Annotated in this window: 25 protein-coding genes; 9 read left to right on the top strand and 16 right to left on the bottom strand. The window is 62.4% G+C overall.

Annotated features, from left to right (window positions below; all coding sequences use genetic code 11):
• The first annotated feature begins 100 nt into the window (after nt 1-100).
• The 5 genes from HF916_RS17730 (at nt 101) to HF916_RS17710 (ending at nt 4,954) form a co-directional block, all read left to right on the top strand.
• Nucleotides 101-1,870: an ABC transporter permease gene (locus tag HF916_RS17730; protein WP_168790172.1), complete on the top strand. Its 1,770-nt coding sequence runs from the start codon at nt 101-103 to the stop codon at nt 1,868-1,870.
• On the top strand, nt 1,863-2,930 hold the full coding sequence (locus tag HF916_RS17725; protein ID WP_168790171.1) for an ABC transporter ATP-binding protein: 1,068 nt from the start codon (nt 1,863-1,865) through the stop codon (nt 2,928-2,930). The genes HF916_RS17730 and HF916_RS17725 overlap by 8 nt, the downstream gene beginning before the upstream one ends.
• 53 nt (nt 2,931-2,983) lie before the next feature.
• A complete protein-coding gene (locus HF916_RS17720) occupies nt 2,984-4,060 on the top strand; it encodes a porin (RefSeq protein WP_168790170.1) in 1,077 nt (358 codons plus the stop codon).
• A 200-nt stretch (nt 4,061-4,260) separates the two neighbouring features.
• Nucleotides 4,261-4,641 carry a BPSL0067 family protein gene (locus tag HF916_RS17715; protein WP_168790169.1) on the top strand — a complete coding sequence of 127 codons (381 nt, stop codon included), beginning with the start codon at nt 4,261-4,263 and terminating at the stop codon, nt 4,639-4,641.
• Entirely contained in the window at nt 4,628-4,954 is a 327-nt protein-coding gene (locus tag HF916_RS17710) for an STY0301 family protein (protein WP_168790168.1), read from the top strand. Before HF916_RS17715 ends, HF916_RS17710 begins: the two co-directional genes overlap by 14 nt.
• A gap of 160 nt (nt 4,955-5,114) precedes the next feature.
• Here HF916_RS17710 and rhaS read toward each other — a convergent pair whose 3' ends face one another.
• From rhaS to rhaM, 6 genes are all read right to left on the bottom strand, one after another.
• Nucleotides 5,115-6,122, bottom strand: coding sequence for a rhamnose ABC transporter substrate-binding protein (gene rhaS / locus HF916_RS17705; RefSeq protein ID WP_168790167.1), 1,008 nt, complete (start codon nt 6,120-6,122; stop codon nt 5,115-5,117).
• 92 nt (nt 6,123-6,214) lie between these two features.
• Nucleotides 6,215-7,231, bottom strand: coding sequence for an ABC transporter permease (locus HF916_RS17700; protein ID WP_168790166.1), 1,017 nt, complete (start codon nt 7,229-7,231; stop codon nt 6,215-6,217).
• Complete coding sequence (locus tag HF916_RS17695; protein WP_168790165.1) at nt 7,224-8,282, bottom strand: ABC transporter permease; 1,059 nt, start codon at nt 8,280-8,282, stop codon at nt 7,224-7,226. The genes HF916_RS17700 and HF916_RS17695 overlap by 8 nt, the downstream gene beginning before the upstream one ends.
• Nucleotides 8,279-9,829, bottom strand: coding sequence for a sugar ABC transporter ATP-binding protein (locus HF916_RS17690; protein WP_168790164.1), 1,551 nt, complete (start codon nt 9,827-9,829; stop codon nt 8,279-8,281). The genes HF916_RS17695 and HF916_RS17690 overlap by 4 nt, the downstream gene beginning before the upstream one ends.
• A 36-nt stretch (nt 9,830-9,865) precedes the next feature.
• Entirely contained in the window at nt 9,866-10,759 is an 894-nt protein-coding gene (locus tag HF916_RS17685) for an amidohydrolase family protein (RefSeq protein ID WP_168790163.1), read from the bottom strand.
• Between the two features lie 67 nt (nt 10,760-10,826).
• Complete coding sequence (gene rhaM / locus HF916_RS17680; RefSeq protein ID WP_168790162.1) at nt 10,827-11,150, bottom strand: L-rhamnose mutarotase; 324 nt, start codon at nt 11,148-11,150, stop codon at nt 10,827-10,829.
• 139 nt (nt 11,151-11,289) lie between these two features.
• Here rhaM and HF916_RS17675 point away from each other — a divergent pair, with 139 nt between their 5' ends.
• Nucleotides 11,290-12,291, top strand: a complete 1,002-nt coding sequence (locus HF916_RS17675) for a LysR family transcriptional regulator (RefSeq protein ID WP_168790161.1) — start codon at nt 11,290-11,292, stop codon at nt 12,289-12,291.
• Between the two features lie 16 nt (nt 12,292-12,307).
• On the opposite strand, the gene HF916_RS17670 is transcribed toward HF916_RS17675, so the two are convergent.
• The 4 genes from HF916_RS17670 to HF916_RS17655 all read right to left on the bottom strand — a co-directional run bounded on the left by HF916_RS17670 (nt 12,308) and on the right by HF916_RS17655 (nt 16,556).
• On the bottom strand, nt 12,308-13,090 hold the full coding sequence (locus tag HF916_RS17670; protein ID WP_168790160.1) for an SDR family NAD(P)-dependent oxidoreductase: 783 nt from the start codon (nt 13,088-13,090) through the stop codon (nt 12,308-12,310).
• 72 nt (nt 13,091-13,162) lie between these two features.
• Nucleotides 13,163-14,341: an L-rhamnonate dehydratase gene (gene rhmD, locus HF916_RS17665; protein ID WP_168790159.1), complete on the bottom strand. Its 1,179-nt coding sequence runs from the start codon at nt 14,339-14,341 to the stop codon at nt 13,163-13,165.
• Between the two features lie 13 nt (nt 14,342-14,354).
• Entirely contained in the window at nt 14,355-15,707 is a 1,353-nt protein-coding gene (locus tag HF916_RS17660; RefSeq protein ID WP_240975571.1) for an MFS transporter, read from the bottom strand.
• A gap of 96 nt (nt 15,708-15,803) precedes the next feature.
• Nucleotides 15,804-16,556 carry an SDR family NAD(P)-dependent oxidoreductase gene (locus tag HF916_RS17655; RefSeq protein WP_168790158.1) on the bottom strand — a complete coding sequence of 251 codons (753 nt, stop codon included), beginning with the start codon at nt 16,554-16,556 and terminating at the stop codon, nt 15,804-15,806.
• Between the two features lie 484 nt (nt 16,557-17,040).
• Between HF916_RS17655 and HF916_RS17650 the strand changes: the two genes are divergently transcribed.
• A complete protein-coding gene (locus HF916_RS17650) occupies nt 17,041-17,250 on the top strand; it encodes a hypothetical protein (protein ID WP_168790157.1) in 210 nt (69 codons plus the stop codon).
• Between the two features lie 117 nt (nt 17,251-17,367).
• Nucleotides 17,368-18,066 carry an SDR family NAD(P)-dependent oxidoreductase gene (locus HF916_RS17645; RefSeq protein WP_168790156.1) on the top strand — a complete coding sequence of 233 codons (699 nt, stop codon included), beginning with the start codon at nt 17,368-17,370 and terminating at the stop codon, nt 18,064-18,066.
• Between the two features lie 19 nt (nt 18,067-18,085).
• Here HF916_RS17645 and lhpH read toward each other — a convergent pair whose 3' ends face one another.
• The 6 genes from lhpH to HF916_RS17615 all read right to left on the bottom strand — a co-directional run bounded on the left by lhpH (nt 18,086) and on the right by HF916_RS17615 (nt 23,601).
• Nucleotides 18,086-19,093, bottom strand: coding sequence for a trans-3-hydroxy-L-proline dehydratase (gene lhpH / locus HF916_RS17640; RefSeq protein ID WP_168790155.1), 1,008 nt, complete (start codon nt 19,091-19,093; stop codon nt 18,086-18,088).
• Nucleotides 19,094-19,126: 33 nt separating this feature from the next.
• Nucleotides 19,127-20,248, bottom strand: coding sequence for a branched-chain amino acid ABC transporter substrate-binding protein (locus HF916_RS17635; protein WP_168790154.1), 1,122 nt, complete (start codon nt 20,246-20,248; stop codon nt 19,127-19,129).
• A gap of 126 nt (nt 20,249-20,374) precedes the next feature.
• Complete coding sequence (locus HF916_RS17630) at nt 20,375-21,085, bottom strand: lysophospholipid acyltransferase family protein (RefSeq protein WP_168790153.1); 711 nt, start codon at nt 21,083-21,085, stop codon at nt 20,375-20,377.
• Nucleotides 21,086-21,276: 191 nt separating this feature from the next.
• Entirely contained in the window at nt 21,277-21,591 is a 315-nt protein-coding gene (locus HF916_RS17625) for a lysozyme inhibitor LprI family protein (RefSeq protein WP_240975570.1), read from the bottom strand.
• 123 nt (nt 21,592-21,714) lie between these two features.
• On the bottom strand, nt 21,715-22,962 hold the full coding sequence (locus tag HF916_RS17620) for an MFS transporter (RefSeq protein WP_168790151.1): 1,248 nt from the start codon (nt 22,960-22,962) through the stop codon (nt 21,715-21,717).
• Nucleotides 22,963-23,283: 321 nt separating this feature from the next.
• On the bottom strand, nt 23,284-23,601 hold the full coding sequence (locus tag HF916_RS17615; protein ID WP_168790150.1) for a hypothetical protein: 318 nt from the start codon (nt 23,599-23,601) through the stop codon (nt 23,284-23,286).
• A gap of 774 nt (nt 23,602-24,375) precedes the next feature.
• Between HF916_RS17615 and HF916_RS17610 the strand changes: the two genes are divergently transcribed.
• The gene (locus HF916_RS17610) at nt 24,376-24,702 is read left to right on the top strand and encodes an H-NS family nucleoid-associated regulatory protein (RefSeq protein ID WP_168790149.1); all 327 of its coding nucleotides are present in this window, start codon (nt 24,376-24,378) and stop codon (nt 24,700-24,702) included.
• Nucleotides 24,703-25,008 lie beyond the last annotated feature (306 nt).

Genomic DNA, 25,008 nt, shown 5'->3' with positions numbered 1-25,008 from the left:
TCGCGTTTGACACGCAATCGGCCGCACTGACACACGCGGCCGCCCGCCCTTCCTTTCCATACCTGTCGATATGCGGCCCGCGAGCCGCAGGGGGACACTCATGCTTTCCACTAGCGCAACCGGACGTCGCGCCGCGCCGCCGCACGCGGCGGACGGCGGCTCCATCGGCGCGCTGCCAAGCGGCGGACTGCAGCCGTTCATGGGGCTGCTGCGCTGGCTCGTCATCGCGGTGTTGACCGTGGCAGTGGCGCTGCCGCTCGGCTTCATCCTGTTGCAGAGCGTGCTGAACGCGCCGTTCTTCGACGCGAAGCGCACGTTCGGCCTCACCGGTTTCGAATTCATTTTTAGCGACCCGGACTTCTGGGCCGCGCTGAAAAACTCGTTCGTCATCGCGGCCGGGATGCTGTTCATCTCGATTCCGCTCGGCGGCATTCTTGCGTTCCTGATGGTGCGCACCGACCTGCCCGGCCGCCGCTGGCTCGAACCGTTGCTGCTCACGCCCGTGTTCGTCTCGCCGATGGTGCTCGCTTTCGGCTACATCGTCGCGGCCGGCCCGGTCGGCTTTTACTCGGTCTGGTGGATGGAGCTGTTCGGCACCACCGAAGTACCGTGGACCGTTTACTCGGTGTTCGCCATCACGGTGATCGTCGGCCTCACGCATGTGCCGCACGTGTACCTGTATTCGTCGGCGGCGCTGCGCAATCTCGGCTCGGACGTCGAAGAAGCGGCGCGTGTCGCCGGCGCGCGGCCGTTTCGCGTCGCACTCGACGTCAGCCTGCCGATGACGCTGCCCGCGTTGCTGTTCGCCGGCGTGCTGGTGTTTTTCCTCGGCTTCGAAGTATTCGGCCTGCCGCTCGTGCTCGGCGATCCCGAAGGGCACCTCGTGCTGGCCACTTATCTCTACAAGCTCACCAACAAGCTCGGCGTGCCTTCGTACCACCTGATGGCCGCGGTCGCGATGTGCATCGTCGCGATCACGTTCCCGCTCGTGCTGCTGCAACGCCGGCTGCTCAAGAGTGCGAACCGCTTCGTCACGGTCAAGGGCAAAGCGGGACGACAAACCGTGCTGCCGCTCGGCGCGTGGCGCTGGATCGCGCTCGCCATCGTCGCGCTGTGGCTGCTGTTGACGGTGTTCGTGCCGATCTCCGGCATCACGTTGCGCGCGTTCGTCACCAACTGGGGGCAAGGCGTGCATCTCGCCGAAGTCCTCACCCTCGCGAACTTCACCGAACTGTTCGAGCAGGACAACCTGGTGCGCGCGATTCTGAACACGCTCGGCATCGGCGTGATCGGCGGGGCGCTGGCGGTGGGCTTCTATTCGCTGGTGGCGTTCGCGGGCCATCGTCGCAACGACTGGGCCACGCGTCTGCTCGATTACCTTGTGCTGCTGCCTCGCGCGGTGCCGGGCCTGCTCGCCGGTCTCGCGTTCCTCTGGATCTTCCTCTTCGTACCGGGCCTGAAGGAACTGAAGAACTCCATGTGGAGCATCTGGATCGCGTACACGGTCGTGTGGCTCGCGTACGGCATGCGTCTGATTCAGAGCGCACTGCTGCAAGTCGGCCCCGAACTCGAAGAAGCGGGACGCAGCGTCGGCGCCACGCGCGCACGCGTCAGCCTGGACGTAACGCTGCCGCTCGTGCGCTTCGGTTTGCTCGCGGCATGGCTGCTGATCTTCATGATTTTCGAGCGCGAGTACTCGACCGCCGTCTATCTGCTCTCGCCCGGCACGGAAGTGATCGGCGCACTGCTGGTGTCGCTGTGGGCGACCGGCGCGGTCGATCAGGTTGCGGCGCTTTCTGTCATCAACATCGCGATGGTCGGCGCCGGACTCGGCGTCGCGCTGCGCTTCGGAGTGAAACTGCATGGATAAGCTCAAGGTCGACAACCTCTTTCTCAGCTACGGCGACAACCCGATTCTCAAGGGCGTGTCGTTCGAGCTGAATCCCGGCGAAGTGGTCTGCCTGCTGGGCGCGTCGGGCAGCGGCAAGACCACGCTGCTGCGCGCGGTGGCCGGTCTCGAACAACCGTCGTCGGGTCGCATCGAACTGGACGGCAAGGCGTTTTTCGACGGCGCCACGCATGTCGATCTGCCGGTCGAGCAGCGCTCGCTCGGGCTCGTGTTCCAGTCGTACGCGCTGTGGCCGCATCGCACGGTGGCCGAGAACGTCGGCTATGGATTGAAGCTGCGGCGCGTCTCGGCCGCCGAGCAGAAAAAGCGCGTGCAGGCCGCGCTCGACCAGCTCGGCCTCGGCCACCTCGCCGCGCGTTATCCGTATCAGCTGTCCGGCGGCCAGCAACAGCGTGTCGCGATTGCGCGGGCGCTCGTCTACAACCCGCCGGTGATTCTGCTCGACGAACCGCTCTCCAATCTCGACGCCAAGCTGCGCGAAGAAGCGCGCGCCTGGCTGCGCGAACTGATCGTGTCACTCGGCCTCTCGGCCTTGTGCGTGACGCACGACCAGACCGAAGCGATGGCGATGTCCGACCGCATCCTGTTGCTGCGCAACGGCCGCATCGAACAGGAAGGCACGCCCGCCGAACTGTACGGCGCGCCCCGCTCGCTCTATACCGCCGAATTCATGGGCAGCAACAACCGCATCGAGGCCCGCGTGGCCGCGGTGGACGGCGAACGCGTGACGCTTGCCGGCGACGGCTGGCAATTGCAGGCGCAAGCGCGCGAAGCGCTGACTGCCGGACAGCACGCGCAAGCCGTGATCCGCCTCGAACGCGTGCAGGTCGCCGACGGTCCCGGCGCGAACCGGCTCGAAGCCGAACTCGTCACGTCGATGTATCTCGGCGACCGCTGGGAATACCTGTTCCATTGCGGCGATCTGCGGCTGCGCGCCTTTGGCCACGTGCCGCGCGCGGCCGGCCGTCACTGGATCGAATTCCCCACCAACGATTGTTGGGCGTTCGCTCAGGCGGGTTGAAGGACTGCATGGAATCAACCGAAGCAAAAAAGACCAACCAAAGGAGACGATTGATGAAGTGGAGCATGAAGAAGGCAACCGTCGGCGTGACTTGCGCCGGGCTCGCCGGGTTTGCAGCGGGCGCGCACGCGCAGTCGAGCGTGACCTTGTACGGCATCGTCGACGCGGGCGTCGAATACGTGAACCACGCAAGCAAGGACGGCGGCGCCACGCGCCTCGTGTCGGGCGGCAAGAACACCTCTCGCTGGGGCTTGCGCGGCGTGGAGGATCTCGGCGGCGGACTGAAGGCGGTGTTTCAACTGGAAAGCGGCATCAACATTGCCAACGGCCAGTTCGACGACGGCCCTGGTGCGATCTTCGACCGCCGCGCGACCATCGGCCTGAAAAACCGCTTCGGGCAAATCACGCTCGGCCGCAATTTCACGACCACCTACGATTACATGCTGCCGTTCGACCCGATGGGTTACGCGCCGAACTACTCCTGGGCGACGTCATCCACGGCGACGGGCGGCCGGAAAGACGGTCTGTTCTCGCGCTCGGCCAACGCCGCGCGTTACGACGGCACGTTCTCCGGCTTCAAGTTCGGCGCGATGTATGGCTTCGGCAATGTGCCCGGCAGCATGAAATCGAGTTCGAAGTACGACTTCGGTCTCGGCTACGAGAACGGTCCATTCGCCGCGGTCGCGACCTTCGACCGGCAGAACGGCGCGAACGACAGCGTCACGCCCGCCGATACCACCAACTATATCCAGGGGATTCACGCGGGCTTGAGCTACGACTTCGGCGCCGTGAAGGCGATGGCCGGCTACCGGAACTACCGCCGCACGTTTCACACCAGCGCGCCGGCGCTACGCAGCGACATGTATTGGATCGGCGGTCAATACGACGTGACGCCGTTCATCTCGCTGCTCGCCGCGGTCTACCATCAGGACATCAAGGACGCGAGCGACGCCGATCCGACGCTGTTCTCGCTGCGCGCGCAGTACGCACTGTCGAAGCGCACAGTGCTGTATATGGCGGGCGGCTATGCGATGGCCAAGCACGGCAATGCGGTTAGTCTGTCGCGCGATCTGATCGGCGCGGCGGATACGCAAGCGGGCGTCACGGCGGGGATACAGCATCGCTTCTGAAGCTTCTCGCTCGCCGAGTCGCGCGGCGACGAAGCGGGCGCGCTCGATGAATTCTACTATCTGCAAAGCGGATTTTTCTCAGTCAGATACGGCTAATGTGACACTACATTAGATTCGCTCACCGCGCCCGCCGTGAACATTGGTCCACACACAAGGGTGTGGACTAATACCGAAACCACGCGAATAAGAAAGGTCAAAGCATGTCTTACGTAGCAAATATTGCTGGCGCAAATGCTCTTAAAGGACAACTTGTCGGCAACGGACAATGTGTGACATTCGTCCATGCTGTTGTTTCCATTCCACCTTCCTCGTCGTGGCACCAGGGAGAAAAAGCAAGTACCGCGATTCTGATCAGGCCAGGAACGGTTATCGCAACATTCGATCCTAACGGCAGGTACGGAAACCACACTGACGGGCGCAGCCATTCAGCCATTTATCTTGGCCGCAACGCAGCCGGCATTCAGGTTCTGGATCAATGGAACGGACATACGGTGCAGTCCGTCCACGAACGAACAATCCGCCTCAGAAACGGTCACGGCGTGAAGGTTAACGACGGAGATCAATTCTATGTGGTCGAGTAAAGCCCTTTGTGTGTTGTTCTGCGCCGTAGCAAGCAGCGCCGCAGTGGCAGCGCCGCTTGCTTGTCCGGCCAATATGCTCGATTCCGGAGTCCGGCATGTCTTGAACAACGCGGCGTTATACGATGGCCCGCCGGACCAGAAGGTGGACCTTGCACCCGTACCCGCTGGTCGTGTCGATCGCTGGGACACCGATAAAATTGACCCGTACCTCGTCTGCAAATACAAGGGCACCGCAAAGACCGTTACGCTTCACGCGAAGAACGTGAGTATGTGTGCGGCAGGCATGAAGCCATTCCGGGCACATTGCAAGTAACAGACGGATGCCGCTGTCCGGTTCCCACGATGCTCACCTGCATCAGTCAAGCTTTAAAAAACACGAGGCGCGTGGACGGTTGCCTCGCCCACGCGCCTCACGTTTCGTAACTTGCCAAACACTTCAGCCGCGCAACGTCACGCGGCGATGCATTACCGCTCTAGAAATTGAAGTTATCGATATTGCTGGAATCGAACGTGGTCGGCGGTCCAAGAATGATTTCGCCTTGCGGCCCGATGGTGCGCTTGCCGAGCTTGCCGGCGTCGAACGACTCGCCTTCCTTGCCGGTGATCGTGCCCGACGACAGCGCTGCCGCGGCATACGCGGCCAGGTAACCGAGTTGACCCGGATCCCACAACTGGAACGCCTTCACGGTGCCGTTCTTCACGAACGCGCGCATCTGGTTCGGCGTGCCGAGACCAGTCACCGCCACCTTGCCCTTACTCGACGAGGTCGAGATATATCGCGCGGCGGCGGCAATGCCGACCGTGGTCGGCGCGACGATCGCCTTCAGATTCGGATACGCCTGCAACAGGCCCTGCGTTTCGGTGAACGACTTCTGATCGTCGTCGTTACCGTAGGCGATCTTCACGAGCTTGATCTTCGAATACTCGGGCTTTTTCAGTTCCTCCTGCATCCACTTGATCCAGGTGTTCTGATTGGTTGCGTTGGGCGTGGCGGACAGCACCGCGAACTCGCCCTCGCCGCCCATCAGCTTCGCGACCAGTTGAACCTGACCCCGGCCGATGCCTTCCGCGTTCGCCTGGTTGACGAACAGTTGACGTCCCTCGGGCGCCGTGTCCGAGTCGAAGGTCACGACCTTGATGCCTTGCGACATCGCTTTCTTCAGATACGGCACCACTGCATTGGCGTCGTTGGCGGCGATCACGATCGCGTCCTGCCGCTGCGTGATCAGCGTGTTGATGTACTGCACTTGTGACGACGCGCCCGCGTCCGACGGTCCCACCGCCTTGCCCACGCCGCCAAATTCCTTGATCGCGGCCATGCCGCCGTCGTCGGCGATCACTTCGTAGGGATTGTTGATCTGCTTCGGCACGAAGGCGATTTTCAGCCCGCTTTTCAGGCCCGCGGCGGACGCGGCGCAACTGATCGCGATCAACGCGACGCACAGCGCCGCGGTGCCGGTGTGACGTAGAGGTTTGAACATGGAGTGTCTCCTGCCTTGTTGTTGGACGTGATGTTGTCCGGGTTATCGGTTGTTGGACTTTCTCTTTGCAGACGCAGGCCTTGCTAAAAACGTTAGACGGAAGAAGCGGACTTCGCGATGAAACGCCGGTCGCGCGCCGCGCGCCAGCGGGCAACCAGATTCGGTATCAGCACCGACGCCAGCAGCAGCACGCCGGTCACGATGGTGAGCGTTTCGCTGGACACGTCGTCGAGCGTGAGCGCATTTTTCAGCACGCCGATAATCAGCAGCGACAGCAACACGCCGATCATCGAACCACGTCCGCCGAAAATACTCACGCCGCCGAACAGCACCGCAGCGATCACCGACAGTTCGAACCCCTCGCCGTTGTCGCCGCGCGCGCTGGTAAAGCGCAGCGTATAGACGATGCCCGCCAGCGCGCTCATCGCGCCGGACAGCACGAACAGACGCAAGCGGATCTTGGCCACCTCGATGCCGGAGAACGCAGCGGCGGTCGGATTCGCGCCGATCGCGTAGAGACTGCGGCCGAACGCCGTGGACTGCAGCAGCACGGTGAACAGCACCGCGCCGACGATCACGATGACAAACGGCAACGGGATGAAACTCCCGCCGAGCGTGTCCATGCCGAACGCCGTATAAGCGGCCGGAAAATCCGCCACGGCCTGGTCGCCGAGCAATACGTAGGCGAGGCCGCGAAACAGCGCCAGCGTGCCGATCGTGACCGCGAGCGAAGGCAGATTGAGCTTGACGATCACGAGGCCGTTCAGCAAGCCGGCCAGCGCGCCGGCAACCAGCACCAGCACGATCACGAGCGGCATCGGCAAGCCCATGTGCCACAGCACGCCCATCAACGCGCTGGATGCGCCGAGCACCGACGCCACCGACAGATCGATTTCGGCGGCGACGATGATCAGCGTCATCGGCAGCGCCATCAACGCGATCTCGGTCAGATCGGCCAGTACGTTGCTCAGGTTCGCGCCGGTCAGAAATACTGGCGACAGCAAGCGCCCGAGCGCGAGCGAGAGAATCAGCACGATCACCAGCAGCACTTCCCATTGCAGCGGCGTTTCGCGTTTGCGCGTGAGCAGCGCGGAATCGGGTTTAGCCATGATCGCGTTTCCTCATCATGCGTTTGGCGACGGAGCGGGCCAGCAAGGTATCGGCGGTAATCGCGGCGACGATCAGCGCGCCTTCGATGGCCTGCTCCCAGAACGGCGACACGTGCAGCACCACCAGCGCGATGCTGATCACGCCCAGCACGAGCGCGCCGAGCGTGGCACCGAGAATCGTGCCGACGCCGCCGGTGATCGCGACGCTGCCCACCACGGCGGCGGCCACGACCTGCAATTCGATGCCCTTCGCGGTGCTGGCATCCACGGTGCCGAAGCGGGCCAGCCACAACGCGCCCGCAAAACCAGCAATCGCGCCGGACAGCAGGAAACCCGCCATCACGCGACGCTCGACGTTCACGCCGGCCAGACGCGCCGCCTCCGGATTCGAGCCGATCGCGTAGTGTTCGCGGCCGCCGCGAAACTGCTTCAGATAGACGGCGAGACCGATCAACACGACGACCGCGATCAGCGCGAGCGTCGGAATGCCGAGCAAGGTGCCGGTGGCAAGACGGGAAAACGCATCCGGCAGGCTGGTGGCGTTGATCTGTCCACCGTGCACCCACGCGTAGTCCGCGCCGCGAAAAATGTACAGCGTGGACAGCGTTGCGACGAGCGACGGCACACGCCCCACCGCGACGAGCAGCGCATTGATGCTGCCCGCCACGAGGCCGATGGCCAGCCCCGCCGCCAAAGCCACGATCACCGGCATATGCGGAAACGCAACATACAAACTGCCGACCGCATACGCGCTGACGCCGACCGTCGAGCCGACCGACAGATCGATATGCCGCATCAGGATCACCACGGTCATGCCGGCCGTCAGCAAGCTGATAATCGACACATTCAGCAGCACGTCGCGCAGGTTCTGCAGATTCAGGAACTGCGGCTTCGCGAGCCCGGTCCCTACGATCAACAGAATCAGGACGACGAAGAGCGTCGTCTCGCGGCTCTTCGCGATGCTCGCGGCAAAGCCACCCGGTGAACTCGCCGCGCGTTTCGGGACCGGCGCCTGCACCGGCGCGGGATGGGCTGAAGAATGGCGCATCATGCGGCGTGCCCCAGCGGTGGAATGGGTTGGCCGGGTTGGCCCACGAGTTGACCCAACGCGGCGCCCATGATGCGTTCCTCGTCGGCATCGGCGCGCGCTATATCCGCGCTGATACGTCCTTCGTGCATCACCAGCACACGGTCGGCCATGCCGAGCACTTCCGGCAATTCGCTGGAAATCATCAGCACCGCCATGCCGTCGCGCACCAGTTCGGCGAGCGCGCTATACACCTCGGCCTTCGCGCCGACGTCGATGCCACGCGTCGGTTCGTCGATGATCAAAACTTTCGGCCCGGTGGCCAGCCATTTGCCAAGCACGACCTTCTGCTGATTGCCGCCCGACAACGTGCCGACCGGCGCGTTGGGATCGCCCGCCTTGAGGCGCAGGCGCGTGCCCCATTGATTGGCGAGCTGCGTCTCGCTGCGCGTGGAAATGAGGCCGTGTTTAACGAGCCGTCCGAGTACCGTCATCGAGGCATTGCGCGCAATGCTCAATTCCAGCGCGAGCCCTTGCTGCCTGCGATCCTCCGGCACCAGTGCGAGTCCGGCGCGCACCGCGGCCGCGGGCCGTCCCGCGGTGAGACGCTTGCCCGCGATCCAGATTTCGCCCGAGTCGAGCGGATCGATGCCGAAGATCGCCCGCGCGACTTCGCTGCGCCCCGCGCCGACCAGTCCGGCGAGCGCGACAATTTCGCCTGCGCGGACGTCGAAGGAAATGTCCTTGAATACGCCGACGCGCGTGAGACCACGCACCGACAGCCGCACTTCGCCGGGCGGCCGCTCGGCCTTCGGATAGAAGGTTTCCAGATCGCGCCCGACCATTTTGGCCACGATGGATTCGGTGTTGAGATCGGCGGTCAAACCGTCGAAGACCTTCGCGCCGTCGCGCATGATCGTGACGCGTTGTGTCAACGCGAATACTTCGTCGAGCCGGTGCGTGATGAACAGAATCGCCACGTCACGCTCGCGCAGCTTGCGCACGATGGTGAAGAGCCGCTCCACTTCCGGCAGCGACAACGCCGCGGTGGGCTCGTCCATAATCAACACGTTGGCGTTCAGCGACAACGCCTTGGCAATTTCGATCACCTGCTGATCGGCAATCGACAAACCGCGCACCAGTTGATCGGCACGCAGATCGACACCAAGCGACGCCAGCAAGCCGTCCACCTCGCGGCGCATCGCGTCGTACTGAATCCGGCCGATGCGGTCCACCGGCTGCCGTCCCATGAAAATGTTTTCCGCGATCGACAGATCGAAGAACAGCGTCGGTTCCTGATAGATGACCGCGAGCCCGGCGTCGCGTGCCTCGGCGGGCGTCGCGAAGCGGCGCGCCTCGCCGTCCACCAGCAACTCGCCGGTGTCCGGCTGATGCACGCCCGCGAGAATCTTCACGACCGTCGATTTGCCCGCGCCGTTTTCGCCGAGCAAGGCATGCACTTCGCCCGGCCATAGCGCGAGATCGCCGTCGGATAACGCGCGAACCCGCCCGAATGATTTACTCGCATGCCGCAATTCGAGCCTCGGCACAGCGGATGTGGGTTGCTGCACTGCGTGTCTCCTTCTTTCTCTTGGGTCCTGACTGTGTCAGATGCGGTAGCAACGCTCCGCATTACGGCAAAACAGCGCGTCCTTCTCGGCGACGCTCGCGCCCTCGACAATCGACGCATACGCATGCCACAGATCCGCGTAAGAGCCGAACAGCCGGTCGACTGGAAAGTTCGACGCGAACATCGCGCGCCCCACGCCAAATGTGTCGATCGTTTCGAGCACATAAGGCCGCAGGCTTTCAACAGTCCACCGATGATCGAACATCGCGAGTCCGCTAATCTTCACGTCGACATTCGGGCAATCCGCGAGCAGGCGCATGCCTTCGCGCCATGCGCGATAGCCGGCCACGCTGCTGCGGTCGACGAACATGCCCGCGTGATTGATCACGAACTGCGTGTCGGCATGCGCGCGCGCCAGTGCTGCCGCCTCTTCCATCTGCGACGGATACAGTTGCAGATCGAACGACATGCCGTAACGGCGCAGCAAGACGAAGTGCTCACGCCACTGCGGCTCGCGCATGAAATGACGGCCGACGTAGTCGAACAGCTTGTTTTCGTGGACGTTCAGAATCTGCCGGATGCCACGCGTGTTGGCGAACGACGCATGCGCTTCGAGCACGGCCGGCGCATTCGGCGCGGACAGATCCACCGCGGCGACGATCGCGTTCGGCAATCCGCGCGATTCTTTGCGATCCGCAATCGACTGCAGCCAGCGCGTTTCTTCGACCGGATCGGCGGGATCGTGATTCGCTTCGACGTGCACGAGCTTCAGCACTTCAATATCGCCCGCTTCGCCCAGTAGATCGTCGAGCAGGTAATCGTGCTTCAGATCGCGCGCGTCCCCCACGAACGACACGCCGGGGTTTTCCAGCCACGGATAGCGATGCGTCTTCAGATCCCACAAATGGATATGCGAATCGACCACCTGCATGCGACATCCTCCGTCCGGTGAAGATCGTTTCGAGGTTTGAGATCCAGTCGGATCGGATCAGCTCAATTCAACTCAGCGAATTCAAATGAAAGACCGGTTCGAGTGGCTGCTGCACCGGCGTGTGATCCGGGGCCGTCTGCATGATGTCGGCCATGTAATCCCACCATTTGCGCATCACGTCGAGTTGCGGCAGTTCGTCCATGGTGTGGTGGCTGTTTCGCGTCAGCACGGCGAAAAGATGATCCGAGTCCGGATCGAAGAAAATCCGATAGTCGCGTACGCCGGCGTTGTGCAATGCGTCAACCAGCTCAGGCCAGATTTGCGCATGACGTCGTTCGTATTCCTCGCGCATGCCGGGGTTGAGCACCATCCGGAAAGCGATTGTCTCCATTGCGGCCTGTCTCCCGTCGTATCCGGGCGCTTTTCCAGCGAAGCGTGGAAGCGTCTGATACGACTATAATTCCTGCGTCGATAGCATCTCAATCCGAAGTTGGGATTGGGCGATCCACAAACCGAATCGCACCGGACCCATGAGCCAACACTCCGCCACTGTCGCACTCGTTAACCGGCTCAAGTTCAAGCACCTCGCGCTGCTCGTCGCACTCGACGACGCGCGCAATCTCCATCAGGCCGCCGAGGCCGTCAACGTGGCCCAGCCGAGCGCGAGCCGCATGCTTGGCGATATCGAAGAAGCGTTCGGCTTCCTGCTGTTCGAGCGCAACGCGCGCGGCATGACGCCCACGCCGCTCGGCGTCGTCACGCTGGCGTACGCGCGGCGCGCGCTGGCCGAGCTGACCCGTTTCGCCGAAGACCTCGACGTCAAGCGCCGCGGCGGTCACGGCCAACTGACGGTCGGCGCGATCATGGGCGCCGCGCCCGATCTGCTCGCCATGGCCGTCGCCGCGCTGAAAACCGAGAGCCCGCTGCTGAATGTGCGCATTCTCGGCGAAACCAGCGACCAGGTCGTGCAATTGCTGCATCGCCGCGAGGTCGATCTGGCGCTTGGGCGCCTCACCAGTCCGCTTCAACACAACGATTTCAGTTTCGAGCCGCTCGCACGCGAGACTTTGTTGCTGGTGGTGCGGTCGGTGCATCCGCTCGCGCAGCGCGCGCGCCTCAGCTTGCGTGAACTGATCGACTGGCCGTGGGTGGCGCAACCCGTCACCAGTCCGGCGCGCGTGCTGTTCGAAGAGGAACTCGCGCGTGCGGGACTCGCCACGCCGGTGAACCTGACCGAATGCGCGTCGATCTTCGCCACGCTGCAATTGCTCGAGAATTACGATGCTGTGGCGATGCTGCCCGAGTCGGTGGTACGCGACCATTTGCGCGGCAAGCTGCTGGTCGCATTGCCGCTCGAAATCGGCAAAAGTCTCTCCGGTTTCGGCATTCTCACGCGCAAGGAAGAACCGCTCGCTGAACCGGCGCTGCGTTTCATCGACCTGTTGCGCGGTTTCTCGCGCAAGCTCAAGCGCGATGACACCACCGCGGCCGCTGCCGACTCCGTGATCGTGTCTTCGGCTCCCGTGAACTGAAATCGGCATCGCCGCGTTACTGCAGATTGACGAAGAGACCGCCGTCCACCAGCAACGCCGCGCCCGTGACATAGCGCGCGCGGTCGGAAGCGAGGAACGTCACGCAATCGGCGACATCTTCCGGGCGGCCCAGTCTGCCGAGCGGAATGCGTTTTTCGAAGTAGGCTTTTTTGGCTTCGTCGGCGAGGTCTTCCGCGTTCAGGTCGGTTGCGATGGTGCCCGGCATCACCGAGTTACAGCGAATGCCGTACGGTCCCAAAGCCACTGCGCAGGATTGCATCAGCGAATGCACGCCCGCTTTGGTCGGCGTGTAATGCGTTTGCATGCCGCCACCCACTAGCGCGCTGATCGAACTCGTCGCCACGATCGCGCCGCCTGTGCCCTGCAACTTCATCTGCTGCGCCGCGGCTTGCGTAACGTAGAACGCGCCGTTCAGATTGACCGCCACCGTCGACTCCAGCACTTCCGGCGGCATGTCGAGAAACGCGTGGAACGGACAGATGCCGGCGTTGCTGGCCAGCACGTCGACCTTGCCAAAGGCTTCGACCGTATGGCGAACCAGTTCCTGACCGGTTTCGCGCGCGGCGACGTTGCCTTCGATTGCGATCACGCGCCGCCCCAGCGCCTCGATTTCGCCGACCACTTCCGCGACAGCGGAGCGGCGGCCGTACGATGCGTCGTTATCGCCCCAGTAGTTGATCGCCACGTCCGCGCCTTCGGTTGCGCAGGCAACCGCTATCGCGCGCCCGATCCCGCGCGAGCCGCCGGTGACGATCACGACCTTGTCCTTGAGCAGCACGTCATTCTCCTTTTATGTTTCTACATTGCGACGGGTTACGCGCAGAGAGCGCCGCCACTCAGCAACACGCCATCAACGCGCGTACGGGCGCACCAATGCACATTCCGGATTCAGCCTCACGCCGAAACCCGGCGTATCCGGCACCTTCATGCGTCCATTCACCGGCACCGGTTCGTCGAGCAAGAGCGGCGTGAACATCGGCACGACTTCGTCGGCCTTGGGTGCCATCATCAGAAACTCGGCGAACGGCGAGTTATGACGCGTGACCACGAAGTGATAGCTATACACCGATGAACCGTGCGGCACGACCATCACATTGTGGGCATCGGCGAGTGCGGAGATCTTGATCAATTCAGTGATGCCGCCACACCAGCCAACATCCGGTTGAATCAGATCGCAGCATTGCATTTCCAGCAGCATGCGAAAGCCCCAGCGCGTCGCTTCGTGTTCGCCGGTCGACACCATCATGCCGCGTGGCACGTTGCGGCGCAGTTCGGCGTAACCCCAGTAGTCGTCGGGCGGCAGGCATTCTTCGATCCATTTCAGGCCGTATTCATGCGCTGCTTGCGCGAGCCGCGTGGCATACGGCACGTCGAGGCTCATCCAGCAGTCGTACATCAACCAGAAGTCGTCGCCGACGCGGTTGCGCATGTCCGCGAGCTTCTCCAGATTCAGCTTGAGGCCCGCTTCGCCTTCGGCCGGGCCATGCTGCAACGGCAGCTTGCCGCCGATGAAACCCATCTCCTTCGCGAGATCGGGCCGCGCGCCGGTTGCATAGAACACGAGTTCGTCGCGCACCGGACCGCCCAATAGCTGGTACACCGGCTCCTTGCGCACTTTCGCGAGCAGATCCCACAACGCGAGATCGACGCCCGAAATCGTATTCAGCACCACGCCTTTGCGGCCGTAGTACAAAGTCGAGAAGTACATCTGATCCCACATCTTCTCGATGTCGGTAACGAGTTGGCCTTCGAGAAAACGCGCGAGATGTTTCTCGACGATGAACGCGCCGATCTCGCCGCCCGTCGTCACCGCGAAGCCGACGGTGCCGTCGCTCGCTTCGATCTCCACCACCAGCGTGCCGAGCACGTTGATACCGAATGACTGGCGGCTCTGGCGATACTCCGGATAACGCGCCATCGGCGTGGAGATGTGATCGTCGATCCAGTGTCCGCCGGGTTGGTCGTGATAATCCGCACCGCCGCCGCGGACGATGAAGGCACGCACGTGCCGGATGGTAGGCATGGCCATGAATGGGGCTCCGTTATGAGTGCGTCGAGCGAGCGCCTAGCGGGCGCGATGCAGTAAGGTTTTCGAAAGTTGTGTGCGGCTGGGTGGGATCGCGGCGCAAGAGCGTGCCGATCAGCAGCGCGGCGAGCAGACTCGACACGCCCAGCACGATCAGTCCCGCCGACGTCGACGCAAACGCGCGTTCCGCCGCGGTGCGCAAGCTCGGCGCGATGAAGCCGCCGAGTCCGCCGAGCGAATTGATCAATGCGATGCCGCCCGCCGCGGCGGCGCCTGTGAGGTAACGCGTGGGGAACGTCCAGAAGAGCGGCTGCGCCGCGATGAAACCGCTCGCCGCGCAACACAGCGCGAGCAAGCCGAGCAGCGGGCTATGCGCGAGTCCCGACAAGCCGATGCCGAGTCCGGCGACGATCAGCAACGCCACCGCCCAACGCCGATGCTCACCCGTGCGATCCGCGCGGCGCGGCACGTACCAGGTCACGGCCAGCGCGCACAGCCACGGCAACGCGGTGACGAGTCCCACACGCAAGCCGACCGTCGTTCCGAGGAAAGCCGCCACCTGTTGCGGCAGGTAAAAAATCACGCCGTACACGCTCATCTGGATCAGCAGATAGATCGCCGACAGCAGCAACACGCGGCGGTCCACCAGCGCGGCCAGAATGCGATGCGGGCCGTGCGCGGACGCAACGAGTGCGTCGTCGTCGAGAGCCGCGCGCAAGCTGGCGCACTCTTGCGGTTCGAGCCAACGCGCGTCTTCGGGACGATTGTCGAGATACCAGAACGCCCACACGCCCACCACCGAAGCCAGCGCGCCTTCCACCAGAAAGAGCCATTGCCAGCCGGTAAAGCCAAGCGCACCGTGCAATTCGAGCAGAGAACCCGACAACGGGCTGCCAAAAATAAACGCCAGCGGCGCGCCGAAATAAAACACGCCCACCGCGCGCGCTCGGGCCGATTGCGGAAACCAGTGCGTAAGGTAATAGATCACGCCGGGAAAGAAACCCGCCTCGGCGACGCCGAGCAGAAACCGCAGCGTATAGAACGCCGTGGGCGTATGAGCGAGGCACATGGCCGCCGATACGAGCCCCCATGTCACCATGATCCGGCACATCCAGACACGCGCGCCGACGCGATGCAACAGCAGATTGCTCGGGACTTCGAACAATGCATAGCCGACGAAAAACACGCCCGCACCGAACGCAAACGCCGCATTCGACAGACCGGTATCGTGCTGCAAGGCCTTCTGCGCGAAACCGATATTGGCGCGATCGAGAAACGCCAGCACGTACATCAGCAGCAGAAACGGCAGTAGCCGTCGCATGACCTTGCTGTTGATCGCCTCGAGTGAAACGGGCGCATGCGCTTCCATACCATCTCCTTCGCAGAGCGCGCGCGGTCGGCGGCGCTGCGTTTTCTTATCTTGTGTACCGCTGCCGAGGTCGGGCTCGCGTAATGCCGCGGCGCCTCAGTACGTTGCGCGCCCGCCGGAAAGATCGAATACCGAACCGGTGCTGAACGCGCAGTCCTCGGACGAGAGCCACAGAATCAGCGATGCCGCTTCTTCGGGCATCAGAAAGCGGTTCATCGGAATCTTCGAGAGCATGTAGTCGATGTGCTGCAGCGACATCGAGTCGAAGATCTCGGTTTTGGCCGCAGCGGGCGTGACGGCATTGACGAGAATGTTCTTGGTCGCGAGTTCTTTGCCGAGCGATTTGGTCAGGCCGATGAGCCCTGCCTTGGAGGCGCTGTAGTGCGAGGCGTTCGGGTTGCCTTCCTTGCCGGCCACCGACGCGATATTGACGATCCGGCCATAGCCCTGCTTGAGCATTTGCGGCACGACCGCACGACAGGTGAGATACGGGCCGATCAGGTTCACGTCGATCACGCGGCGCCAGACGTCGGGCTCCAGTTCCCACGTGGCGCCGTTGCCTCCAGTGATGCCGGCGCAATTGATCAGCACGTCGATCGCGCCGTGATCGGCGACGGTTTGCGCCACGGCCTGCGCGACGGCGGCTTCCTGCGTAAGTTCGACGGTGACTGCCGTGACTTTGCCCAGTTCGCTGAGCTCGCGCTGGCTAAGCGCGAGGCGCTCGGCGTCCACGTCCCACAGCGCGACCGACGCGCCCGAGTTCAGCGCCCGTTGCGCCACCGCGTAGCCGATGCCACGCGCGCCGCCGGTAATGGCGACTACGCGCCCCTCCAGATCGATTCGATTCATCGCTGTGCTCCTGTGGCAGGCCTGAGCGGCGTGCCTTTGTGTTGTTGTATGCCGGCTGGTTGTGGTGTCAGCGCTGTTGGTGCTGACGGTTCAGCCAATATACGAGCGGTGCGATGCACTAACAATTCGAGTATTGGAGGGGGCGATAACAAAAGTGGATCGAAGGGGCGACCAGCAGAAGGCTGACACTTATGTCATCAGAGCTTACCGACGCGCTCGCTTCCGCCTCGCCCTGTCGTACGTGCCAGATCGACACAGACGCGAATGTGTCAGTTGCAATGCCGTGCTGGTGCAGCGCATTCGCGCTCAAACCTCTCAAAGACGCCCCATCCAACCCCTTTTAGTTTATTTTTTTTGCACTTGCACAACCGCTCCGTCGAGTCCGATACTGGTTTGGCCCGCGTTGTCTGCTGCGGGTGCACCAGTCTTCGCCCGCCCCATGCGGGCTTCTTTCGAACGATGGATGCGAACGTCAGGAGGCGCCATGGAAGTCTGCGATGGATGCTCCGATATCGACGGCCTGCCAGTCGATGTGCAACGGCAGGAAAACCTCACGCTAATCGGTGTAGCGGAGTGCAACGGCACGCTAGCCCTCGAACACTATCGCTGCGATAAATGCCGGGCCGTTATCGCCAGACAATTCACCGGCGACTCTAACGAACGGATCTGGAGCGTCATCGAAACGGCTCATTGAGCCATCGGTACGGCCATCCACCAACGTCAGTGCGATTCACGGTGAACGCCTACAATCAGCAAGGCATGACGCGGCAGACACACGCCGCCGCGCTTCCCTGTTGATTCCGGAGGAACCATGAGTCGAACTGAGACTGCATTGATTGTCGGCGCGGGCAAGGGCTTGAGCGCCTCGCTCGCGCGCCTGTTTGCGGCGGAGGGCATGCAGGTCGCGCTCGCCGCCCGCGACACCAGCAAGCTGACAGAGCTGGTCAATGAGACGGGCGCCCTGCCCGTGGCTTGCGACGCCAGTCAACCGGACCAGGTCACGGCACTCTTCGAGCGCGTGGAGAAAGCATTCGGCGCCCCCGATCTCGTTGTCTACAACGCGAGTGGCCGCTATCGCGCGCCACTAGAAGCCATCGAGCCACAGAAACTCGAAGACGCCTTCAAAATCACCGCCCTCGGCGGCTTTCTCGTCGCTCAGGCCGCAGCGGTGCGAATGTTGGCGCGCGGCCACGGCACCGTACTGCTGACCGGCGCAACGGCCAGCGTGAAAGGTCTGCCCGGCTCGACACCATTCGCCATGGGAAAATTCGCGCTACGAGGCATGGCCCAATGCATGGCGCGCGAGCTTGCGCCAAAGAATATCCACGTTGCGCATTTTGTTATCGACGGCGGCATCGCCAGCAGCGCGAGAGGTTCGGAAGACGGCGATGCCGACGACAAATGGCTGGACCCCGACGCGATTGCCAGGGAGTACCTTCACATTCATCGTCAGCACCGCAGTGCGTGGACGTGGGAGGTCGAACTGCGACCATGGGTCGAGCGGTTCTAGGCGTCGTTGCTTGTCTGACCTACCGAACGAGGAACCCGTAGGTGAGCGGGTCACGCTCGTCGATTATCCAGGTCGCGAAGCCGCAAACAAAAGCATTGCCTTCAACTTCCGGAATGACGGCCTTGAAATCACCCACCGTCGTTTCGCTCAGGACACGCCCTTTGAACACGGTGCCGATAATGGACTCGTTCACCAGGGTGTCGTCCTTACCCAGCTTCCCACGCAAATAAAGCTGCGCGATCCGGCCTCCCGTTCCGGAGCCAGTCGGTGAACGGTCCACCTCACGATCGGCAAACACACAGCAGTTGGCTTGCGTCGAACCCGCATGCCGCGGCGCATTCGCGATGATGGTGCCGTAGATGTGGTTGATCTCGGGAATGTAGGGATGCTCGACAGGAAATGCCTGGTTGGCCGCCTGCTTCACTTCAGCGCCGAAGCGGATGAGCTCTTCCACGGACGACTCCCGCACCGCGAGACCATGCGGCTCGCCGTCGGTGTAAAAGTAGAACGCGCCGCCGAACGCGATATCGCCCGTCACCGAACCGAACGACGGCGTCTCGACGGTCACGTCCTGCTTCCAGATAAACGACGGCACGTTGACGAAGCGAACGTTGCCGGCGTGCTCGCCATCCCACTTCACGAATGCTTCGATGAACCCGCACGGCGCGTCGATGCCGACGCGCGTTTCGGGTATCTCACGCTGAACCCAACCCAGTTCGACCGCTGCCGTCGACAGCGCGATGACACCGTGGCCGCAATGGTCGCTGTAGCCTTCGTTGTGAAGGAAGATGATGCCGAAGTCCGCATTGGGGCTGACCGGTTCCGTCAGATACCCGCCGTACATATCGGCATGCCCACGCGGTTCGAACATCAAAGCCCGGCGAATATCGTCGGCGTTTTCCTTCAGCCATGCGCGCCGCTTGACGATCGTGTCGCCGGGCAGACGCGGCAAACCGCTGGTGACAATGCGGAATGCCTCGCCACCGGTGTGAACTTCAACGGTCTGGATCGTGCGTGAAATTTTCATGTCTGCTTCGTGAAGTGGATGGCCCGACTGCCGTTACGGACCGTAAGGGGCCGGCAAGCCGTTCTTGATGACGTACACGGTGGTCGGCGCGCCCTTCAGGTCGCCGTACTCGTCGAACGAATAGGTGCCTGCGACGCCCTTATAGCTTTCCTTCGCGAGCTGGGCGGTCAGCTTGGCCTTATCCGTTGTCGTGCCCGCCTTCACCATCGCGTCGGCTAACAACTTGACGCCATCGTAGTAGCTCACGGCGTAGACCTGCGTATCGATGTTGTAGGCTGCCTTGTACTTTTGCAGGAACTCGCGGCCGGCTGCGGTTTTCTCCAGCGCAATGCCGCCCTGAGCGCAATAGACGATCGATGCCGCGTCGCCCGCGACCTTGCCCATGTCAGCCGAGCAGATGCCGTCGCCGCCGAGCAGCTTCGCCCTCAGTCCGCGCTGGCGCATCTGTTTAGCCATCGGCGCGCCTTGCGCCGCGTAGCCGCCGAAGAAAATCACGTCGGGATTTTTGGCTTTGATGGTCGTCAGAATGCCGAGGAAGTCGGTCGCCGACGAGCTGGTGAACTCCTGTTCGATAATCTGAATGCCGTTCGCCTTGGCGACCTTCACGAACTGCTCGGCAACGCCTTGACCGTACGCCGTGCGGTCGTCGATGACAGCGGCCGTTTTGGCCTTCAACGTCTTGGCGGCGAACTGCCCCATCGTGCCGCCCAGTTGCTCATCGCTCGCGCCGATCCGGAAGATGTTCTTGAAGCCCTGCTTCGTCAGCGCCGGGTTCGATGCGACCGGCAGCATCGGCACATTGCCGGTGTTGTAGACGCGCGAAGCGGGAATCGCCACGCCCGAGTTATACGGCCCGACCACGGCGACCACGCCGTTGTCGACTAGTTTCTGCGCGATCTGCACGCCGATTTTCGGGTCCGCCTGGTCGTCTTCCGAGTCCAGTTTAAAGGTGACCTTCTGACCCGCGACGGTGACGCCCGTCTTGTTCAGCTCGTCGATGGCGAGCCGCGCGCCGTTCTCGTTGTCCTTGCCGTTCGGCGCCTGCGGACCGGTGAGCGGCGCCGAATGACCGATGGTGACGACAACCTGGGCACTCGCGGACAGGGTGAAACCAGCGGCCATCAATGCGGCCGCAGTCATTGCAAGACATCGCATACCGGACTCCGATTGGACTAGGGAGCAATCACCATATGCTCAATTGGGTTCCAGTTCAATCGAGCGGTACGCCAGGCTATGGCATCGGCAAATGATCCGCCGCGTCACATGCGGGCTCGACAATCATCAAAGCCGCAGCAGTTCGTTTTTCATCCACTCGTGGACCGCGTGACTCAATTCCTGCTGGGTCATGTCCTGCGGAGACAACGGCGGCCCGACCACCACGCGAATATGCCCGCGGCCGTCGGGCCAGCCTTTGGTCGGCCAGACCTTGCCCGCGTTCAAGACCACGGGAACGGCCGGCACGCCGGTCGCACACGCCAGCCGAACGCCGCCCGACGTCATCCGCAACGGCGCGTCGTGCGCCACCCGGGTGCCCTCGGGGAAAATGACGACGACATCGCCCTTTGCCAGCCGCTCGGCGCTTTCCTTCGTCACGGCCTGGTGAGCCTGTCGAGCGGAGCCGCGGTTCAGGCTGACCATATCGAGGCCACGCAACACCCAGCCGAAGAACGGGATGCGCAGAAGCTCTTCCTTGAACACGAAACTGACGCGGCGCGGAAAAAGTGCGAGAAACGCGAGCGTTTCCCACGTCGATTCATGACGGGACAGGATGATCGCCGGACCATCGGGAAGGTTATCGAGCCCGTCTATCGAACATGAAACGCCGGGTAGCCAACGCATGACGAAAACCAGTGCACGACACCACTGCTTGGCGAGCCAGTATCGGCCGGCGCGTCCGACGAAGGGAAACAGGAGCAGGATGATGATTGAATACAGCGTGCCGCTACCTAGGAGGTAGACGATAAAAAGCCATTTGGTGAAAGTTGAGCGCATCGGGACCTGAATCGGAGGGTAAGCAGCGGAAGAATTTCATGGTAACGCGTTGAGACAGCGACGTGAGCGATACGTTCGGTCGCGCGCGGAAGACGCGCGCCGGGCGCTTCCGCTGCTCACTGATGGATTGAATTCGGCTTGCCTTCGCGGCTCTTTATCCCGCATCCGTTTCTGGAAGACACCCAGCGCACTCAGAACGGCCCACGGCTCGCGAGCCGGGCATATTCGTCCTTGAGCGTCCCGATGCGTCGCCGGTATGCATTGAGCAGACACGACTGATTTCCGCCACAAGCGTTTCTGGACTTCAGCCACGCCTGCTGCTCGTCCTGCATGTCGCCCCGCGCGCCCATCGCAACCAGGCCCGTCAGCATCTGGTAACGCACGGCCATTTCGACGTCCATCTCGCTCAGCTGCCGTGATGCGCATACGGCCTTTCCGTCCGGCAATCGCGCCCGGCCGCAGTCGAAGCTGGCAGCGAATGCAGAAGCGGAACCGAGCGTGACCATTGCGAACAGCGCCCACCGCAAGTGACGTTTGATGCCTTGATCGCTTTGTCGATTCATCACTCTTTTGCGTTCCGGTTGAATTACCGTGAGCACGGTCTGAACGGCTAGACCGATACCCGACAATTATTCCGTACACGCGGGGCAAGCCACCGCTTCGGCGGCGACCTTCTGTTCGCTGCGGCCAAAGCTCGCCAGCGCGGCAAGCCCCAGCAAGGCGAGGCCGCTACCGAGCAGAAAGTCGGCGGAAATCCCCACATGGTCGACCACCACGCCACCCACCAGCGACCCCAGCGCAATCGCCACCTGAATGATGCTCACGAACAATGCCGAGCCGGCTTCGGGCGAATCCGGCGTGGCGCGCTGAATCCAGATGCTGAAACACAGCGGCAACGCGCCGAAAGAAATGCCCCACGCGAGCATCAGCGCCACGACGCCGATCGTCGAATGCTGCAGCAACGGCAGCAGGACCAGTGCGAACATCAACAGCGAAACCATCGCGCCGACCGACACTTTCAGGTTGCGCGTCACCGTCGACGACACGGCGAAGTTCGAGAAGAACCCGATGATGCCGAATCCAAGCAGCAGCCACGTGATGGTCGACATGTCCAGATTCGCGTTGTGCAGCAGGAAAGGCGTGATGTACGTGTACGAGGAAAAATGCGCGCCGAAAGCGAGCGCCACCATCAGCATGCTGCGGCGCGGATGCGGCCGGCGCAGCAGCGCCACCAGATCGCGCAGACGCAGCGCGGCGGTCGACGGCAAGGACGGCACGAACAGGAACTGCGCGACCAGCGCGACCGCGACCAGCACGCCGGTCGCCATGAACGACACGCGCCATGAGGCGAAGCTCGCGATGAACGTGCCGAGCGGCACGCCGATCACCGTTGCGCAAGTCACGCCGGTGAGAATCGTGGCCATGGCCCGCGCCGAATCCTTCGGCTTCACGAGACGCCCCGAGGCCGCCGTGGCCAGCGTCCAGAAACCGCCCAGCGCGGCGCCGAGCAACGCGCGCCCGAGCAGCATGCAGAGAAAATTCGGCGCACAAGCGGAGATCAGATTGGACGCCAGCAGCAAAGCCGTGAGCAAAAGAAACACTCGCCGGCGATCCATGCGCCCCGCCACCAGCATCAGACCCGGTGCTGAAATGGCCGCGATGACGCCGGGCACGGTGACCATCAGGCCGGCGGTGCCGGGCAGCACGCCCAGATCCGCGGCGACGCGCGGCAGCAGTCCGACCGGCAAAAACTCCGTCGTCACGAAAGCGAAAGCACCAATGGCGACAGCCACGACAGCCAGCCATGAACGCAGGGACGACGAGGCGCCATCGTCCAGCGAGGCCATGCTCGCGGGCAGATTGTCTTCGATCAACATAGTATTGTTTGCGAGTCTATTAACAACGGGTGAGATTGGAGCGGCCGCACCGCGCTAATCCATTCGCAGACCGCCCGGCACGATTAAAAAAGCAGGCCATATGGGCCTGCTTGCCGGAAGTGACGCGATTGCAGTCTGGAAAATCAGCGGGTGAAAACCCGAATAGACCACACCATAACATCGTATTAAATCGCTCGCTGACCACTCCGGAAAATTGCAGTCGAGCGTGGGGTTATGGGTGCGGATTTCGCGCTCGTCCGAGGGCGGCTTGACGGGAAGCGGTGCCGGCTCATGCGCACCGCATTCCCAAAGATAAAACCATCATTGACCAAAATAGATTCTGCATTGCGGCGCGGAAGACGTGCAGGGCTGGTTTTGCGGGCCTCCCGCCTGCGATTGCCCCGCGGCTACGCCTCCGTAGGACACGTTCTGCACCGGCTGGGCGCCGGGCGTGCCCTGTCCCGATTCACTGAACGACATGTCGGTCGTCGCTTGCGCCGATTCGTTCGCGTTCTGTTGCATCAGCGCGCGGCCCGACGTGCCGGCGCCCTGCTGGCCTTCGATGTCCAGCGCGCCCGCTGTTTTCGGCGCCAGCAAGAGCACGGCGCTGGCCAGCGCCATCCATAATCGTAGTTTCATGTCCAGACTCCTTGAATCCGGCGCAGCAGTTCTCGTCCTCCAAAGAATTGATCCGCGAAAAAAAGCCAGGTTGCCCAATGGGCTGACGGACGAGTCGATGCCGATGCCAACTGCTGCGGCGAGTCATCGAACTAAACGAGTAATGAGTTGCCAGACCTGCAACCGATGTCGGACGCGTTCTCGCGGCTGGCCGGAATCAGTCGCCGCAGGCTGGAAGCACGGATTTTGGCTCCGCTGATTTCTTTATAGCTCGGCCACTCAGGAATTCAATCGCGGAACACCCGGTCCCGTCTGCCGCAGCCGAAGTAGTTGGAAAGAAGAGATTTGCACAAAATCACCCAAACCGGTACGTGCTTTGGCCACACAGTGCGTTATGATGCTGACATAACGTCAATAATCGGCCCCGCACGACGTACCGGCGAGAGACGGAGCGTGGAGATGAGACCGGCCTGCCGCAATCAGTGCGTCGTCAATACCGTTTTTTCCCTTGTGAGCATGAGGCTTGGCGCGAGACATCCGCAGCCTTCCTTGCCGCGCGGCGAAGCGCTTGAATATTCACTGATTGACACCCTTGAGTTTGATTGGCGGCCGGGTCGGCTAATTGCTGCGCCGCGATATATGGAGCGACGTTTTCTAAACGCTGCCTTTAGCATTTCCTTCAATCGATAACCACACCGCGGGCCGTCCCCATTTATATGGATCGATGCTTTCGCGGATTTCCCTTGCAATCTGTAATTGACAGAACGCCGGACGTTTTAGAAGGACGAATATCTTATGGACGAAAGGAAGCGAGATAGCATGATTGCGTATCTCCGCCATCGCATGGAAGAGTTTGGCATCAGACCAGAAGACCTTGCTGCAGTGCTGGCATCCGAGCCGGCCGCGCAAAAGGCCGGACGCTACCGTAGCGCAACTGGAGATAGCTGGGACGGCCAGGGCGAAATGCCTCAGTGGCTGAAACAGGCAATCAGCGCGGGTCAATCCATCGACCACTTTGAATTGTCGGCGGCGCCGGCGCCTGCCCCGCAGCCGAAAAAACGCGTGGACTGGCAGAACGACCCATTCGCCGGAAGTCCGCTCGCGCGTTCGAGCAATCGATAGACCACCGTATTATTCAGCCGCTAGCGTAAAGAAATCACCTCACACTTCCTCCGTGGGAAACCGCCGGTTCGGCGCGTTCGCAAGCACGCATGTACCCGTGCCACGCACACATGTGATGCGCTGTCGCGTGCGCTTGCCCCCGCTTTGCCCTGCTTTGCCCATTTGCATCCAGCCGCCCGTGCCCGCCGTATATCCGGACAGAGCAGCGCAATTGCGCGTTGCATCTCGAGGACCGATCATGATCATCGCGAGCGGCATACGTCCAGCTCACAGCGATCCTGATGCCGATGAGCTCGCAAGGAGAAG

Source organism: Paraburkholderia aromaticivorans, assembly GCF_012689525.1.
GTDB classification, from domain to species: Bacteria; Pseudomonadota; Gammaproteobacteria; order Burkholderiales; family Burkholderiaceae; genus Paraburkholderia; species Paraburkholderia aromaticivorans_A.
Note: the sequence above shows the minus strand (reverse complement) of the source record. Positions and strands in the feature narration are given on the sequence as shown.

Excerpts from the sequence above, each read along its gene's own strand:
- HF916_RS17730 (WP_168790172.1), top strand. The coding sequence starts at position 101 with ATGCTTTCCACTAGCGCAACCGGACGTCGCGCCGCGCCGCCGCACGCG.
- HF916_RS17725 (WP_168790171.1), top strand. The coding sequence starts at position 1,863 with ATGGATAAGCTCAAGGTCGACAACCTCTTTCTCAGCTACGGCGACAAC.
- HF916_RS17720 (WP_168790170.1), top strand. The coding sequence starts at position 2,984 with ATGAAGTGGAGCATGAAGAAGGCAACCGTCGGCGTGACTTGCGCCGGG.
- HF916_RS17715 (WP_168790169.1), top strand. The coding sequence starts at position 4,261 with ATGTCTTACGTAGCAAATATTGCTGGCGCAAATGCTCTTAAAGGACAA.
- HF916_RS17710 (WP_168790168.1), top strand. The coding sequence starts at position 4,628 with ATGTGGTCGAGTAAAGCCCTTTGTGTGTTGTTCTGCGCCGTAGCAAGC.
- rhaS (WP_168790167.1), bottom strand. The coding sequence starts at position 6,122 with ATGTTCAAACCTCTACGTCACACCGGCACCGCGGCGCTGTGCGTCGCG.
- HF916_RS17700 (WP_168790166.1), bottom strand. The coding sequence starts at position 7,231 with ATGGCTAAACCCGATTCCGCGCTGCTCACGCGCAAACGCGAAACGCCG.
- HF916_RS17695 (WP_168790165.1), bottom strand. The coding sequence starts at position 8,282 with ATGATGCGCCATTCTTCAGCCCATCCCGCGCCGGTGCAGGCGCCGGTC.
- HF916_RS17685 (WP_168790163.1), bottom strand. The coding sequence starts at position 10,759 with ATGCAGGTGGTCGATTCGCATATCCATTTGTGGGATCTGAAGACGCAT.
- rhaM (WP_168790162.1), bottom strand. The coding sequence starts at position 11,150 with ATGGAGACAATCGCTTTCCGGATGGTGCTCAACCCCGGCATGCGCGAG.
- HF916_RS17675 (WP_168790161.1), top strand. The coding sequence starts at position 11,290 with ATGAGCCAACACTCCGCCACTGTCGCACTCGTTAACCGGCTCAAGTTC.
- rhmD (WP_168790159.1), bottom strand. The coding sequence starts at position 14,341 with ATGGCCATGCCTACCATCCGGCACGTGCGTGCCTTCATCGTCCGCGGC.
- HF916_RS17660 (WP_240975571.1), bottom strand. The coding sequence starts at position 15,707 with ATGGAAGCGCATGCGCCCGTTTCACTCGAGGCGATCAACAGCAAGGTC.
- HF916_RS17655 (WP_168790158.1), bottom strand. The coding sequence starts at position 16,556 with ATGAATCGAATCGATCTGGAGGGGCGCGTAGTCGCCATTACCGGCGGC.
- HF916_RS17650 (WP_168790157.1), top strand. The coding sequence starts at position 17,041 with ATGGAAGTCTGCGATGGATGCTCCGATATCGACGGCCTGCCAGTCGAT.
- HF916_RS17645 (WP_168790156.1), top strand. The coding sequence starts at position 17,368 with ATGAGTCGAACTGAGACTGCATTGATTGTCGGCGCGGGCAAGGGCTTG.
- lhpH (WP_168790155.1), bottom strand. The coding sequence starts at position 19,093 with ATGAAAATTTCACGCACGATCCAGACCGTTGAAGTTCACACCGGTGGC.
- HF916_RS17635 (WP_168790154.1), bottom strand. The coding sequence starts at position 20,248 with ATGCGATGTCTTGCAATGACTGCGGCCGCATTGATGGCCGCTGGTTTC.
- HF916_RS17630 (WP_168790153.1), bottom strand. The coding sequence starts at position 21,085 with ATGCGCTCAACTTTCACCAAATGGCTTTTTATCGTCTACCTCCTAGGT.
- HF916_RS17625 (WP_240975570.1), bottom strand. The coding sequence starts at position 21,591 with ATGGTCACGCTCGGTTCCGCTTCTGCATTCGCTGCCAGCTTCGACTGC.
- HF916_RS17620 (WP_168790151.1), bottom strand. The coding sequence starts at position 22,962 with ATGTTGATCGAAGACAATCTGCCCGCGAGCATGGCCTCGCTGGACGAT.
- HF916_RS17615 (WP_168790150.1), bottom strand. The coding sequence starts at position 23,601 with ATGAAACTACGATTATGGATGGCGCTGGCCAGCGCCGTGCTCTTGCTG.
- HF916_RS17610 (WP_168790149.1), top strand. The coding sequence starts at position 24,376 with ATGGACGAAAGGAAGCGAGATAGCATGATTGCGTATCTCCGCCATCGC.